The organism is Parachitinimonas caeni, assembly GCF_030129945.1.
GTDB lineage: Bacteria > Pseudomonadota > Gammaproteobacteria > Burkholderiales > Chitinimonadaceae > Parachitinimonas > Parachitinimonas caeni.
Window position 1 is genome coordinate 168564 of the sequence record NZ_JARRAF010000007.1, and the last position, 14666, is coordinate 183229.

General features: G+C 57.1%; 13 protein-coding genes. 10 read left to right on the top strand and 3 right to left on the bottom strand.

Going from position 1 to position 14666, the window contains the following annotated elements:
• Position 1: 1 nt before the first annotated feature.
• Positions 2-2086, top strand: a complete 2085-nt coding sequence (locus PZA18_RS08485) for a PP2C family protein-serine/threonine phosphatase (protein WP_284100384.1) — start codon at positions 2-4, stop codon at positions 2084-2086.
• 126 nt (positions 2087-2212) lie between these two features.
• Here PZA18_RS08485 and PZA18_RS08490 read toward each other — a convergent pair whose 3' ends face one another.
• Entirely contained in the window at positions 2213-2929 is a 717-nt protein-coding gene (locus tag PZA18_RS08490) for a GNAT family N-acetyltransferase (protein WP_284100385.1), read from the bottom strand.
• 178 nt (positions 2930-3107) lie between these two features.
• Here PZA18_RS08490 and PZA18_RS08495 point away from each other — a divergent pair, with 178 nt between their 5' ends.
• The gene (locus PZA18_RS08495; RefSeq protein ID WP_284100386.1) at positions 3108-3560 is read left to right on the top strand and encodes a GNAT family N-acetyltransferase; all 453 of its coding nucleotides are present in this window, start codon (positions 3108-3110) and stop codon (positions 3558-3560) included.
• A 47-nt stretch (positions 3561-3607) separates the two neighbouring features.
• Here the strand turns inward: PZA18_RS08495 and PZA18_RS08500 are convergent, their stop codons facing one another.
• Positions 3608-4678 (bottom strand): ABC transporter substrate-binding protein, encoded by a 1071-nt coding sequence (locus PZA18_RS08500; protein ID WP_284100387.1) that lies wholly within the window; start codon positions 4676-4678, stop codon positions 3608-3610.
• 310 nt (positions 4679-4988) lie between these two features.
• On the opposite strand from PZA18_RS08500, the gene PZA18_RS08505 reads away from it, so the two are divergent.
• The 5 genes from PZA18_RS08505 (at position 4989) to PZA18_RS08525 (ending at position 9904) form a co-directional block, all read left to right on the top strand.
• Positions 4989-5735 carry a hypothetical protein gene (locus PZA18_RS08505; protein WP_284100388.1) on the top strand — a complete coding sequence of 249 codons (747 nt, stop codon included), beginning with the start codon at positions 4989-4991 and terminating at the stop codon, positions 5733-5735.
• A complete protein-coding gene (locus tag PZA18_RS08510; RefSeq protein ID WP_284100389.1) occupies positions 5732-7771 on the top strand; it encodes an MFS transporter in 2040 nt (679 codons plus the stop codon). Before PZA18_RS08505 ends, PZA18_RS08510 begins: the two co-directional genes overlap by 4 nt.
• 329 nt (positions 7772-8100) lie before the next feature.
• Positions 8101-8532, top strand: coding sequence for a CBS domain-containing protein (locus tag PZA18_RS08515; protein ID WP_284100390.1), 432 nt, complete (start codon positions 8101-8103; stop codon positions 8530-8532).
• Entirely contained in the window at positions 8533-9243 is a 711-nt protein-coding gene (locus PZA18_RS08520) for a pyrimidine 5'-nucleotidase (protein ID WP_284100391.1), read from the top strand.
• A 61-nt stretch (positions 9244-9304) separates the two neighbouring features.
• Positions 9305-9904, top strand: coding sequence for a 6-pyruvoyl trahydropterin synthase family protein (locus PZA18_RS08525; RefSeq protein ID WP_284100392.1), 600 nt, complete (start codon positions 9305-9307; stop codon positions 9902-9904).
• 43 nt (positions 9905-9947) lie between these two features.
• On the opposite strand, the gene PZA18_RS08530 is transcribed toward PZA18_RS08525, so the two are convergent.
• On the bottom strand, positions 9948-11063 hold the full coding sequence (locus PZA18_RS08530; protein WP_284100393.1) for a VanZ family protein: 1116 nt from the start codon (positions 11061-11063) through the stop codon (positions 9948-9950).
• Between the two features lie 236 nt (positions 11064-11299).
• Between PZA18_RS08530 and PZA18_RS08535 the strand changes: the two genes are divergently transcribed.
• The 3 genes from PZA18_RS08535 to hemC all read left to right on the top strand — a co-directional run bounded on the left by PZA18_RS08535 (position 11300) and on the right by hemC (position 14666).
• Entirely contained in the window at positions 11300-12064 is a 765-nt protein-coding gene (locus PZA18_RS08535) for an adenylate/guanylate cyclase domain-containing protein (RefSeq protein ID WP_284100394.1), read from the top strand.
• A 185-nt stretch (positions 12065-12249) separates the two neighbouring features.
• Positions 12250-13572 carry a deoxyguanosinetriphosphate triphosphohydrolase gene (locus PZA18_RS08540; RefSeq protein ID WP_284100395.1) on the top strand — a complete coding sequence of 441 codons (1323 nt, stop codon included), beginning with the start codon at positions 12250-12252 and terminating at the stop codon, positions 13570-13572.
• A gap of 155 nt (positions 13573-13727) precedes the next feature.
• Positions 13728-14666, top strand: a complete 939-nt coding sequence (hemC, locus tag PZA18_RS08545; RefSeq protein WP_284100396.1) for a hydroxymethylbilane synthase — start codon at positions 13728-13730, stop codon at positions 14664-14666.

The following is a 14666-nucleotide window of genomic DNA, read 5'->3' on the forward strand; positions in this document are numbered from 1 at the left end:
CATGCTCAGAACCCGACTGACACTGCTGGTTCTGGCCGCCCTGATAGTGCTCATATCAGGCCAGATCCTGATGCTTTGGCAACGCGACCAACGCTTTGAAGCACGCTATGCCGACTCGCTGAAACTGTCCCAGGACATCGCCTGGAACAAAATTCAGGCACGACAGCTGCAGCTTTTGCAGGAGCATGCTGACAGACTCCTTGGCAATCGTGACCTGGCTTCCGCCCTGACTAGCCAGGATCGCAACAAGGCCAGCCAGGTATTCGACGCCTATAGCGCCGATAATCCAGGTTTACGGATTGACGCCTATACGCCGCGTCATGCCTTGCTTTACAGCTCCAGTGCCGATCTGGACCAACGTAGCCTGCTCGATGCCGGTGGCCTGGCCGGGCTGCTGAACAGTAACCGGCCGCTATCGGGCATCAGCCAGCTGGATGCCCAGCGTTACCAGCTACTGGTTGCACAGCCATTGCATCAGCAAAGCGCTACGGTGGCGGTGATCGCCTTGGGATTTCCGATCAACGAGGCCCTAAGCGAGCTGAAGCAGAACCTGGCCTCCGAAGCCTATATGATGAACCTGCGGGGCCGGGTCACCCACGGCACCAACCTCACACTGTGGAAAGAAGTTGGAGCCAGCCCAAACCCCCGGGCGGTCAATGTCCAGCGCATCACGCGGGGTGACATCGTTCATCTGGCAGTGACATTGCCGGTCAAAAACCCAGAGGGGCGCATCATCGGCGCACTGGTCACCTTGCGCGACATCAGTCGAGCCAATGCCGATGACCGACTCTTCACCCTCGTCTGGGCTGGCATCGGCCTCACTATGGCTGCATTGGTCACCTTTGGCCTGTTCTTATACATTCGCCGTTCCTTGCAGCCACTTTCCCGTGCGGTAGTTGTGCTGGACTCGTTGGCGCGTGGCGAAACCAACGCTCGCTTGCCGGATAGTGATGAAGAACTGCAAGGCGAAGCCGGAGACATGGCGCGCGCCGTGGGCGTTTTGCGGGAAGAGCTGGTCAAGCTGGAAATGCTGCGGGAAGAGCGCTCCCGCCAGCGCTGGCGTCAGGAAAGATTGATACGGGAGCAATTGCTGGCCCTGGCCGTCAACCTGAATGACGAGGCGCGCGACAAAGTCCTGCGTGATCTTGACCAAGCGCTCAGTGCCGCATCCAGCCAGGATGGCAACCAGCTATCTGCATTGGCCGAGATTCTCGGTCGCCTCTCGGCCCTCATCAATGCTCAACAGTCCCGCTTGCTGCAGCTGGTTTACGAGCTGCAGCAGGCCATGGAAACCAAGGCCAGATTAGCCAGCCTGACTCAGGAACTGGAAATCGCCCGACGCATGCAGTTATCGATCTTGCCCCGCGCCTTCTCGCCACGGGAGGAAGTGGGGATTGCCGCCACCATGATCCCTGCCAAAGAGGTCGGAGGCGACTTTTACGACTACTTTCTACTCGACGATACACATCTGGGGGTCGTGGTCGCAGATGTTTCCGGCAAAGGGGTGCCGGCTGCCTTCTTCATGGCCATTTCACGCACCATGTTGAAGACGCATGCCCGCTTCCTGCGATCGCCCGCCGCATGCCTGGCAAAATTGAATGAACTACTGGCAGCAGAAAACGAACAGATGATGTTTGTCACGGCGTTTTATGGCGTACTGGATCTGGTAACCGGTGAATTTGCCTTCGCTAATGCCGGCCACAACCCACCCTTGCTGCAAAACCGCCAGGGAGAGCTGGAATGGCTGCCACAGACGGGCGGTATTGCGCTGGCAGTACTGGACAACGCCGATTACGCCGAGACCGCCATTCGCCTGCAACCAGGCGACACGCTGCTGATGTTCACGGATGGCGTGACCGAAGCTATTGACCAGCAAGAAGCACTATTCGGCGAAGCTCGCCTCGCCCACACGCTACAGGCAATTGGCCCGAACAGCCCGATATCAAGCGTACCCAGCGGCGTTGTAGAGGCGATACGCGAATTTGCGCAGGGTGCATCACAGGCTGACGACATCACCTGTGTGGCATTGCGATTCCATCCTGCAGCCCAAACGTCAGCCCAGAATGCTGAGGTTCTTTTGACGTAAGGTTTGCCGTCGCGCCGGGCCCTGCGTTGCAGAGTCTTGCATAGAATAACTATGCGGCACGCTCTGCGCCTTGTTCCAGGCCGTTTTCTGGCGAAACGCAATCTGCAAACCTTATGTCAACAGAACCTAACGGACAAAGCAGACCTTTGCTGAATCGCCTTCCCTCAAGTCTGCCACGCCGACCCAGCCATTCGTCACATGCTCCGCCTGAGAAGCGAAATCGTCGCTAGCCAACCAGATTTTTTGAGTTCCTGCAGGCGTTACCCGGCTATTGAGGTTGATATACAACAACTGACGCCGCAAAGTGTCATGACCGCAATGCAGCTCGCCCACCCAGCGAATATACATTCCCTGCTTGAGCATATTGTGACGACTGGGGTGGTTGTAGAGCGACACCATAGCTAATCCATGGCAACGCTGGTGAGCCTCGCAGACTGCAAATCGGGCCGCAATCAGCAGCCTTTGCAAACCTCTGCCGCGATACCCTTTTGCAACCATGCAGCTGGCAATATGAGCGACATTGGCGCATTCCAGATCAGACAGGCCTACCACTTTTCCCAAATTGTCTTCGTCGCCTCTTTCAGGGAAACCTACGGCTGCGTACGCGATCAAGGTATCCTTATCGAACAAACCGATAGTCTGCCCTCTAGGACCGCAATGTTCGGCAACAAAACTGTGTTCGTTATCCTCTTGAACGTAAACATCCGGATGAACCAACTCGGCCAATACCGAATGACGCAAGGAAATAACCAGCCCAGCATCCGACTCATTCAACAAACGCGCTCTATATCCTTGAATCTCTGAAGGAAAGGGCGTATGCAAAGTCGGTTTTGATAAATTCATGTTTTCACTCCGCAGTGCAATACAACGCCTTGCACGGGCAATTTTTTTGATTTGTGTCGGTCAGATTCAATCTTTGCTCACCGAATTTCATGAAACTTGCGACAATGCGGCCTAGACTCGAAAGACGCACTCGGCACTAAAATAGCGTCCTAACCCGTCCTTCATTGCGAGATACGCCATGTCAGACCTGAACAATCCATCCCGTCGAATCCGTCCCTACCGCCCCAGTGATGAGGCAGATACCGTCAATCTGATCCACCTTGCAGGTTTGGGTCAGTACCCCAACGATCCACTTGCCGACATTCGTCGTATTCACGAAACCGACGGCGGGCAGATCTTCATTCTGGAATCCGATGATCGCCTGATCGGCTGCATCGTCGCTTCTTTCGACGGCCGTCGTGGCTGGGTTTATTACCTCGCCGTCCACCCTGATGAGCAAACCAAGGGGCTTGGCAGGGACCTCATGGTCTACGCGGAAGCCTGGCTCAAACAGCAAGGGGCGCCGAAGGTGCTCTTATTGATCCGCGATGTCAACCGACATACCGCAGATTTCTACGCCAAGCTTGGCTACTCCGAAGAACCCTGCTTCTGCATGGGACGCTGGCTGGATACCCCGCCGCAGTCCCACTGAACCGCTCCACCCGCTTCCCCATGAAGCGGGTTTTTTATTTCCAGCGTTTACTTTGCCCCGACCGCAGCGGGGGTAACCGGCCCACCACTTGGCAAAGCAGCCTGTGGGTTGGCCGGGGTAACAGGTGGCGGAGGCGTAACCACCACATCTGCAACATTCAGCAACGATAACGGCGGGTAAACCCTGAGTGCTTTCGCTGTTGGCATGTTGATCAGCAACGAGAATTTCTGCAGGGTTTCTGCCGGAATCGTCTCAATCGCCCTTCCCTCATCCAAAATCTGCGCGGCCTTGTATGCCGCAAAGCGCCCCACGTTGGGGCCGGCACTGAACAACCCGAACAATGCCCTGGAGGTTCTCACCGCACTTTCAGTTGCCGAGAAAGTCGGCAGATTGACCTCCAGAGCCGTGGCGGTAACCACGTCACGGTTGGTTAACGAAACAAAGGTATCCGGACCCATATAAAGAAAATCTGCCTTTTCAGCCGCAATCTTGCGCACCAGATCTGGCAACACCTTCGGGTCTGGCTGGCCATCAGGACCAAGCGCCACGGGTTCGGACAACAGCACAAACTGGTTTTTTGCGGCTTCCTTTTCGAGTTCCTTCTTCACATTGACTGCATTGGGCTCTTTGGGGTTGTAAATAAACCCCAGGCGACTGAACTTGCGATAGGTCGCGATGGCCTTCAGCTGAACCGGAAGCGGCGCCAGATGGCTGGCACCCGTTAAGTTGCGCCCCGGCTTCTCGGCACTATGCAGTAACTTGCTGCCTATCGGATCAGACACTGTCGTGAATACGATTGGTATGTCCCGAATATATTTCTGTGGTGCATCAGTATCGTAGGTACCTGCAATAGCCAGCGTCGTTGGTGTTCCCCAAGTGTAGACAAGGTCCGGCTTGGCAGCCCGTACATCACTCACCAGCTTGGCACTGTCCTCGGCCTTACCACTCCAGCGAATCGAAACATACTCAATCTGCAAGCCACGTTTCTTGAGATAGTCTCTAAACGCTGCTTCAATCGTGTTTTCGGCACGCGGCACCGCAATCACAATTCGAAACTGGCGTGCGCCTTCGGCCCAGGCAGACTGACTGACAATCAGACCTGTCAGCAAAAACAGCACGAAATACCTCGCGCGTCGGGCAATTTGTACAATTGACAACAAAATCACGGCAAACTCTCCGGTTTCCTGCTTGGCGCCGTTTGGCGCCATAAGCAGGGGCAAACTATAGTCACATCGTTATTATTTACCCTCCAGTATAAGCAGGGAACCCAATCCCCGGAGACACATCCCCACTATGAATGCCGCGCAAGCTGTTTCAGCCCCCGCACGCGCGACTGGTCGCAAAGGTATTTTGCTTGCCATCTGCTTCGTCGCACTGGTATGCCTTGGACTCGCTACTCTATTGATTTCATTAAGAATAGAGAAAGCCATGGATAACCTGACCGAGTCGCGTCTCAACATTGTTGGCGACCAGCTGGAAGACTCGGTTGAAGCTGGATTTCGTCTAGGTCTAAAGTTGCAAGATATGACCGAGTTACAACGTCTCGCCATCGAGCAGATCGGTAACGACCCTCATCTGACTGCCATCATGATTCTTGACGACAGTCTGTTACGCGCTTCGACTGACCCCACCAGCAAGAAAATTCGCGCGATTACCCAGGCAGATGTCATCCAGAGCCGCAAACTTTCAGTCGGAAACTCGCAAAGCCTCGACAGAATCCCACCCGATTGGCTGTTGCGGCTATCGAAGGACAACGCCGAAAATGCCACCTTCGATAAACGGATCGGCAATCTCGCGGTTCACGGTGCCTTGGCGCGCGATGCACAAGGTAGGCCCGCAGCGACCATCTGGCTCATATACGACCGTATTGAAACCGTGAGCTCTGGCAATGCGCTGGCTACCCTGCTCTGGAAAGACAGCTTGATTGGCGTTGGCGGTGTCGTGCTGGTCGGCGCAGCGGTCGTGGCCCTGTTCAGCGGACTGATGCGTCACCTGCTATCAACGGCTCAAGCCGAAGTACAGCGTGATGAAGGCCCCGCCGAATTACCCGCCATTCCGGGTTTGCCGCTATCTACCGCGCTCAATCAACTTGATCACGCTGAACAATCTCTTGCTGAAGCCGAGGCTGAAATCTCCCGACTGCAAAACAGCGCCTCGACGGGCAAAAAAATATGACGAGACAAATCCTGCTTTCCATGTCCAGCCGTCTTCTGCTTGCCACCTTATTAGCCAGTCTATTGGGCGGGTTGATATTCCTGGTAATCGAAGCGCGCCAGGCAGGTAGCCCCTTAATCGCAAACTCCATCGAGAAAAACTCGCTGGTGATTGGCCGGTCACTACAAAGCCAGCTCAACCGGGCCTTGAATCTGGGCATTCCGCCAGATCAGCTGTTTGGTGTAGAAGAATCCTTCGCCCACGAACTGGAGTCGCGTCATGAGCTCGAATTCATCGCGTTGACAGGCTCCGATGATCGCCAGCTCGCTGTCATCGTGCGCTATGAGCGAGACGTTGCTGCAGTGAGGGAATACCTGTCTTCGGGACAGGAAACCCGTAGCCAGTCGCGTTACCGTCATCTGACGCTACCGCTGATCAGTGGAGACCTACAGCTGCAGATCGGCTTTCCTGCCGACTACATCGACCGGCAAGTCGGTGACATCATGTTCGATCTGGCGGTTGCGGTATTAGTAGCGATAGTGCTGGTACTGGAATGCCTGCGCTTTTTCGCCCGCCGTTGGCGCAAACAGCCGCTGACCATCTTGGGCTCCTTGCTGCGCTCGATTAAACGCGGCGATTTGAGTCGGCGCGCCAATCTGTCCGGCAACCATAGCGTTGCCCATATCGCCGCCTACTTTGATCAGCGCCAGGACCAGCTGCGCAAACGCTATGAAGTGCTACGGCATAAAGTCTCCCTGCTGGGAGAATCCGGACACCACGCCACCGATCAAGCCATGGCACGGCTTGATCGCCTGGCGGTCCAATACAGCCTGGGATATCGCGGTGCGCTCGCCCCACCCGATGCCACCATAGGCATACGCCTGATCATTTTTCTGATCGCTCTCTCTGAAGAGCTGAGTCGTCCCTTCTTTGCAGTCTTTGCTGGTGAGCTGGTGGGGCCAGACGCTCCACTCTCCTCTGCCGCCATGATCGGCATCCCGATTACCGCCTTCATGCTGGTCTGGGCACTGTCCCAGCCGCTGGGGCCGATGCTGGCCCAAAGGGTAGGTTTACGAAAAGGCATGCTGCTATCCGGTCTGCTGGCTGGCGGCTGCCTCGCCTTGACCGGCTTCGCTCAGCGTTGGGAAGTGCTGGCCGTTCTACGTGGGCTGACGGGGTTGGGTTACGGTCTGATGCTGATCTTCGGCCAGGCAGCCGTTATTCGCGCCACATCGCTGGAAACGCGCGCCAGAGGGCTGGCTGAAGTCGCTGCCGCCGTAGTGGCTGCCGGGGTCTGCGGACCAATGCTGGGTGGTGCCATTGCCGACAAGTTTGGTTACGAAGCGGCCTTTGTCGCTTGCGCGTTGTGTGCCATCTCTGCGGCCATGCTGACGCTTCGGGTTCTGCCGCCGCAGCTGAGCCAAACCGAGCTTTCGTCCCCGCCCGGACTGCGCACAATCTTGAAATACCTGAAAGACCGCAAATTCGGTGGCTTGATTGTGTTCTCTGCCGTTCCAACCAAATTTGCCGCGACAGCGATTCTGGTAGTGCTCGCACCACTTGCCATGGCAGATGCCGGGGCCTCCAAAGCCGCAACAGGCCGGATGATCCTGCTGTACTTCCTCAGCTTCATGTTGGTCGCCGGTTGGGCAGCCCGCATGTCGGATCGCATGGGGCGTCGCAAGCCCTTCCTGTTGCTGGGCGGCATTGGTTCAGCTTTGGGATGTATCGCAGCAGTCATGATCGATGGCCAGCTGGGCATTGCCTTGTGTTGCGCCTTGCTCGGAGCATCACAAGCGTGTATCAGCGCACCACAGCTGGCGCTCGTCACCAGCCTGGTCCGACGCGATAGGGATAGAAGTGAAGCGGAAATGGGCCTGGGTGTATTCCGTCTGCTGGAACGCATCGGCAGTGTACTGGCGCCTTTTGCCGCAGCATTATTGGCCACGCGCTTTTCCCGCATGGAAGCGATCGGTGCCATTGGCGCCATACTGTTCGTCTGCGCCATCCTCACATCGCTAGCCCTGATACGCCATCGGGAAGGCCGACAGGCCTGATCCAGCCCCCAAGCCATCAACAATGGCCTTCAAGAAATCAAGGATAACGGGGCGGTGCCTATACCGCCCCCCCTGCCCCTGCAGACCACACGAGCCAGAGCTGCCTCTATACCCACTCGACAGGTCCAACACCGTGTACTGAACATCCCCTGCCGTGCAAGCCAGAGCGTGGCTGCTATAGTGAAGCTGTAGTGGCTCGCCTGACATTTGCCTTGAGTACACCGGCAACGACTGGGGAGCACACCGTAAGCCCACTGCATCGCCACGCTTAGGGCAGGCGTCGCGACGCTGACTCTGATCTGCCAGCCAACACACGGAGGACCTAACGAATGAAGACCGCGCGTCAACTATTGCAAGAAAAGCACAGGCAAGGCGTATTCGCGGTGCGCCCGGAGGCGACGGTCTACCAAGCCTTGCAGCTGATGGCAGAAAAAGACATTGGCGCTGTTCTGGTTATGGATGGCGACAAACTGCTAGGTATTTTTTCGGAGCGCGACTATGCGCGTAAAGTGGTACTGCAGGGGAAAACCTCAGCCGGAACGCCTATCACCGAAATCATGACCCGGCGGGTGGTATTTGCCAAACCATCACAAACTGTGGATGAATGTATGGCCATCATGTCGGAGAAACGCTTCCGACACTTGCCGGTCATGGATGGCAACACCGTCCTTGGCGTACTTTCGATCACCGATCTGGTGCGTGAAACCATTGCAGAACAGCAATTCCTGATCGCCCAGCTCGAAAACTACATCATGCACTGAATGCCTTTACCTTCTCGCACCAAGCGGCAGACTCGCCGTAGTCTGCCGCCCGTCTGGCTGTTCGATCTCGACAATACCCTGCACGACGCCAATACCGATATTTTCCCCGCCATCAATCGGCAGATGGTCAACTACCTCGCCGAGCATCTGCAAATTGAAGAAGCGCACGCCGACAGGCTGCGACTCGAATACTGGCAGCGCTTCGGCGCCACCCTGCATGGTGTGGTGCGTAGCCATCGCCACATTGATCCAGAACACTTTCTGCGCCACACCCATGTGCTCCCACATCTCAGGCAGCAGATCCGGCCGATGCACGGCGTGCGTGCGGTGTTGGACCGGCTGCCTGGCCGCAAGCTGCTGTTCACGAATGGTCCGTTGATCTATGCCGTGTCCGTCCTGCGCGCCCTGCAGATTGAGGACATTTTTGACGGCATAGTCGCCATTCAACACTCGGCCTACCACCCCAAACCCCAAGCGATTGCTTATCGCCGCCTGCTCAAACGGTATCGACTAGACCCGCGTCGCTGCATCATGGTGGAAGACACATTGGAAAACCTCGAAACCGCGAAGCGGCTGGGGATGCGCACTGTCTGGATCAGCCGGGAACTGCGATCGGGCACCTGGGCAGACCATAAAATCCGCCATCTGCGAGAGCTGCATCAGTTGCTTCCCCATACCCGGAATATGGTTTTTCCAGAAAAAACAAGGTGATAAAGTTGTATCCCTTGCTATTCCGTGCTAAAAAGCGCGGCCCTTTTCACAGACTATCGCCATGCTGATCCGTAAGCTCTTTCGTTTTGAAAACGCCCACATTGTCCGCAACTGCAGCACTGACCGCTGCCGACGGTCGATTCACGGCCATAGCTACAAGATTGAAGTGCTGCTGGAAGCCCATGCCTTTGATCAGGGGCAGATGGTCTACGATTTTGGCCTGATGAAGGGAACGATACGCGATGTCATCGACGGTTTTGACCATGCGATCTGCTTCTGGGATCGCGACGATGCCGAGTACATTGCCTGGGCCAAGCACTACTCGGCACGCTGGATTTCGCTGCCAGTGTCACCGTCAGCCGAGCAGTTCTCGCGCATGTTTTTTGTGATGATCGATGCCATTCTCAAGAACACCGACATGAGTAATGGCGAAGCCGACGTGCACCTGCATTCGGTCATCGCACATGAAACCGAAACCGGCTATGCGCAGTGCTTTCGCGAAGATGCCTACAACCCGCGCATGGGAGAGATCAGGTTGACTGATATTGTTTTTTCCGAGCAGGTCAAAGCCGAATGGAAAGACCCCGCCATGCTGGACCGGCTTTTGCGCGGCGACCGTTTTGTAAACCCTGCCCATCCCTTACAGATCCCGCCCCAGTAAACCTCTGCACCGGCTCCTTGGCGCGAAATGCGGCGGGGAGCCATCAATCGAGAATCACTTCCTTACGGCGCCACTCGCTGACGGCAAAACTCAGCAAGAAGCAGACCGCCGCATAGGGCCACCACTCGGACACCATTTGCGTCAAACCAGACAGATGCAATAGATGGCCATAGTTCCAACGAAACAGCTTGAGAGTTGCCGACAGCACCTCGGTCAGCGGCCAGATCGCCGCAACCATCTGAGCCGCCGCCAGCGACAAAGCCGCCACTAGCGCCCGCCAATTGCGACGGAGCCGGGTCAAAGGGACAAGGATCAGCAAACCCAGCAACGCCCCGGTCACCACATTCAGATTCAACCAGGCCATGAATTCACCTGGCTTGAGCATCAGCCCTGCCGCAGCAACCTTGATCGTCAATGACCCCAGCAGCAGCCCCAGAACCGTCGCCCAGGGATGGCGACGGGGCCTCACCAGCACCAGTCCAAACAAGGATACGCCAACCAGATTGAGCGTGACGCCGCCAGCTTCCAGCAGGCGCAGGAAGATCTCCGGATCGTGCAACGGAGAGACAAAAGGCTGCGGCAGCCCAGCTGGCTGCACCACAATTCCCAGTATTGGCACCGATGGATCCAACTGCGTCAGAAACCACAGGGCAAACAGCACAATACCCAGATCCGCCAACCCACCCGCCACAAACCACTGTTGACGCAGAATCTGCCAATGTCTGACCCACTGCGCGCGGTGCATCCAATACGCCGCCAATCCACCCAGAAATGTTCCGGCAGTGTTGGTCAGCATGTCCAGATTCGAAGCGATGCGACTAGGTAGAAACTGCTGGGCAAACTCAATCGAGCCACTGAGCATGGCCCCAGCCACCACGGCCAGGGCCAATGAATACCAGCGCGCGCGCAACAGCATGACCCAGGCGTAGCCGATCGGCATGTAGGCCAGAACATTCAAGGCATTGTCGGCAAGGGTCTGATAGAAAGGCAGCGGGTAAGCGAGAAAGGCCAGCACCGGCTCGCCGGTAAAGCGCCAGCCGGAAAACGGGTACAGACTGACCACCAGCACGACCAAATGGTACGCAACCAGAAAGTAGCGCGACACTAGAGACGTCTGCTCGCCGCGCGCAAGGTAGGAGATGGAGAACCGCCAGCGCATGGGGCCACAGCTTAGCACGGGCCGACAGGCTGGCGGGTAGGTCGTCCCATCCTCCGCTTGTCCTGGCCCGACACACGGCAGGCCAGCCGCCCACATTTGTCAGACACGGCTGCTATCCTGAAACATCGACACTGTTGATGCTATGGGTCAGCGGCCATGTGCCTCCCCAACATCACCAAGTTCGTGGCAATTCGCCCCTCTCCCAGCGTTTCTGCTTGATTACCCAGGAGTGCTTGATGAACGAGCGTAAAAGAAGAGCCCTCCTCTCCCCCACCATCGAACGCCTTCTGCAGCAGCACAACCCATCTATTGATGAGGGCTATCGAAGGGTGTGGGAGACCGAAGCCAAGCGCAACGCCAATTTCCTGCGTAATATCCTGCCAGATCGAATTGCCAGCCGACTCAAAACACCGGATTCCATCGTGGCGGAAGGACACCCGGATGTCAGCATCCTGTTTGCGGACATCGTCAATTTCACTCATCTGTCAGGCGAGCTGACGCCACAAGCCGTGGTGGAAATGCTCGATGGCTTTTTCACGCCTATCGATCTGCTCTGCGAACGACATTCGCTTGAGAAAATCAAGACTGTTGGCGATGCCTATATGCTGGCAGGCGGCCTGGAAACCGACCCTGCTTTCACCCATACCCAGCGCGTTCTGGATGCCGCTTTCGACATCATCACCCTGGCACAGCAACACCCCCCGGTGGCCGGTGCCCCCTTTGGTGTAAGGGTAGGCATTGCCACCGGCCCGATCATTGCAGGAGTGATCGGCCGCAAAAAGGTGACCTACGACCTTTGGGGCGACACCGTCAATATCGCGTCACGCATGTGCAGCGAGGCCGAGCCGATGCAAATCGCCATGGATGAGCTGACCTACCTCAGCCTCTCCGATCAGATTGGCCAGCTGACAGCGGAGCAAGTGGAAATCCGTGGCAAAGGGTCGATGAAAATCTATCGAATTTCTCCTCCCAGCAGCCCAGGCTCGATTGCAACCGGCTAGATTCCGTTGACGCCAGGTTTGCAGATTGTGTTTCGCCGGAAAACGGCCTGGCTTTGCATTGCAGCACCCAAGTGCTGGTGAGTCTTATCCGGAGTCGCGCAAAGGCGGATTTTTGTCGTGAAGGCAGCCCTCACTTACCATTGCTGGCCGTACACGCAACAAGAGGCAGAAATATGGCAACCCGGATGAGTTGGGAACGTTTGCTATCCGCCGACCGGCTCGGTATACCGCGCCGCACCGTCGCCGAGCGCTCGGACAGTAGTCGTACCGACTTTCACAAAGACCATGATCGCATCGTTTTCTCCAGCCCGTTTCGCCGCCTTGGCCGCAAAACCCAAGTCCACCCGATGACCGAAAACGATCATGTCCACACCCGTCTGACCCACTCGATCGAAGTCGGCAGCGTCGGGCGCAGTCTGGGCATCATGGTTGGTCAACAAATTCAGGATCGTCTGCCGGGCCATATTACCCCCTACGACCTGGGCGCCATCGTCCAGGCAGCCTGCCTGGCCCACGACATTGGCAACCCCCCGTTTGGCCATGCAGGCGAATATGCGATTCGCGACTGGTTCCGGCGTGAATCCCATGCCTATCTGCTGCAAAACCTGTCCACTGCCGAGCGCAAGGATGTGCAGACCTTTGAAGGTAACGCCCAAGGCTTTCGCGTGGTTACCCAGCTGGAAAACCATCGCTTTCAGGGCGGCATGCGGCTCACCTACGCCACACTGGGTACCACCCTCAAATACCCGTGGACCTCAGAACATGCTGGCCGCAAGGAAAAATTCAGCATCTATCAGGCAGAAAAGCCCTTGCTCGAAGAAGTCGCCAACGAACTGGGTTTGCCCGAGCGACATGCCAATCGCTGGTCCCGCCATCCACTGTCTTACCTGATGGAGGCGGCCGACGACATCTGCTACGCCATTCTGGATCTTGAAGATGGCATCGAAATCGGCATGTTGCCTTATCAGGTTGTCGAGCCCATCCTGTTCAAGCTTTGTGGGGGCGATGATGATCTGCTCAGGCTGGAAGTCGCTGCGGCGCCATCTTATCGCCGCAAGATTTCGCTGCTGCGCGGCAAGTCGATAGATCGATGCGTGCGAGAAGTTTCCTCCGCCTTCCTGCGCCAACATGACACCCTGCTCAACGGTGAATTCGAAGGCGACTTGCTCGCATCCTGCCCAGGCTTCGTGATCGAGGGTATCAACACCGCCAAGAAGCTAGCTCGGGAACAGATCTTCAAGAATCGCCGCAAAGTCGAGATTGAAGTTGGCTCGTTCACCTGCCTGGATATCCTGCTCGACGCCTTCTGCGACGCCACCTATCAGCTAAAGAACGGGCCCCAGCTCAGCTTTCGTAACCGCCGCATCCTCGACCTGATGGAATACAACGCCCCCCAACCGGAATGGCCGCTATACCACTCCTATCTGCGGGTGCTCGATTTCATTGGTGGCATGACCGACAACTACGCCACCTACCTGGCACAACAGGTCGGTGGAATGGGTCGTTGATCACCTCGCAACCCAGGCCCTGGCCACCCCGGATCAGCCAGTGCCGGATGCTGGGTGCTGTTGCGTTGATTAGACAGCCGGGCAAGCGCCAGATGCGACGGCAAGGCGGCGTGTTAGAATCCGGCGATCATGCTGAAACCTAAGGACTGCGCGCCGTGCCCGCCCATTCGCTCCCTCGTCGCCTGGTAATTGCTACCCGTGAAAGCGCACTGGCGCTGTGGCAAGCACGCCACATTCAAAACCGCCTGCAAACGCTGTACCCCGCTCTTGAAATCAAGCTACTGGGTATGACCACGCAAGGTGACAAGATTCTCGACCAATCACTCTCGAAGATCGGGGGCAAAGGTCTGTTCGTCAAAGAACTCGAAACCGCACTCGCCGACGGCCGGGCCGACATGGCCGTGCACTCGATGAAAGACGTACCGATGCGTTTGCCTGATGGCTTCATCATTGCCGCCATCACCGAGCGTGAAGACCCGCACGATGCGCTGGTATCCAATCGCTACCAGCGCCTGCAGGATCTCCCTCCCGGCGCCATTGTCGGTACCTCCAGCCTGCGCCGCGAAAGCCAGCTGCGGGCGGCGTTTCCTCACCTGCAGGTACAGCCTTTGCGCGGCAACGTGCAAACCCGTCTGGCCAAGCTGGATGCCGGACAGTACGACGCCATCGTGCTGGCTGCTGCCGGATTGAAACGCCTGGGCCTGTCAGACCGCATTGCCTGCATCCTCAGTTCGGACGAGAGTCTACCGGCTGTAGGCCAGGGGGCATTGGGTATCGAAATCCGCACCAACCGTCCCGAACTGGCCAGCCTGCTCGAACCCCTGAATCACCCTGCCACGGCCGACTGTGTTACGGCCGAACGGGCCATGAGCCTTCGTCTGAACGGCTCCTGCCAGGTACCGCTTGGCTGCTTTGCCGAAGTCGTTGAAGATCACTTTCTGCGGGTACGCGGCTTTGTAGCCAAACCCGATGGTTCGCAGATACTGCGGGCCGAAGCCAATGGCAGTCGTCAATCCGCCCCAGCCCTGGGTCGCCAGGTTGCAGACCTGTTGCTGACCGAGGGCGCACAACCGTTAATTCAAGCCCAGGACTGA

Bases quoted from the DNA above. Each gene is read 5' to 3' on its own strand.
- PZA18_RS08485 (WP_284100384.1), top strand. From the start codon at position 2: ATGCTCAGAACCCGACTGACACTGCTGGTTCTGGCCGCCCTGATAGTG.
- PZA18_RS08490 (WP_284100385.1), bottom strand. From the start codon at position 2,929: ATGAATTTATCAAAACCGACTTTGCATACGCCCTTTCCTTCAGAGATT.
- PZA18_RS08495 (WP_284100386.1), top strand. From the start codon at position 3,108: ATGTCAGACCTGAACAATCCATCCCGTCGAATCCGTCCCTACCGCCCC.
- PZA18_RS08505 (WP_284100388.1), top strand. From the start codon at position 4,989: ATGGATAACCTGACCGAGTCGCGTCTCAACATTGTTGGCGACCAGCTG.
- PZA18_RS08510 (WP_284100389.1), top strand. From the start codon at position 5,732: ATGACGAGACAAATCCTGCTTTCCATGTCCAGCCGTCTTCTGCTTGCC.
- PZA18_RS08515 (WP_284100390.1), top strand. From the start codon at position 8,101: ATGAAGACCGCGCGTCAACTATTGCAAGAAAAGCACAGGCAAGGCGTA.
- PZA18_RS08520 (WP_284100391.1), top strand. From the start codon at position 8,533: ATGCCTTTACCTTCTCGCACCAAGCGGCAGACTCGCCGTAGTCTGCCG.
- PZA18_RS08525 (WP_284100392.1), top strand. From the start codon at position 9,305: ATGCTGATCCGTAAGCTCTTTCGTTTTGAAAACGCCCACATTGTCCGC.
- PZA18_RS08530 (WP_284100393.1), bottom strand. From the start codon at position 11,063: ATGCGCTGGCGGTTCTCCATCTCCTACCTTGCGCGCGGCGAGCAGACG.
- PZA18_RS08535 (WP_284100394.1), top strand. From the start codon at position 11,300: ATGAACGAGCGTAAAAGAAGAGCCCTCCTCTCCCCCACCATCGAACGC.
- PZA18_RS08540 (WP_284100395.1), top strand. From the start codon at position 12,250: ATGAGTTGGGAACGTTTGCTATCCGCCGACCGGCTCGGTATACCGCGC.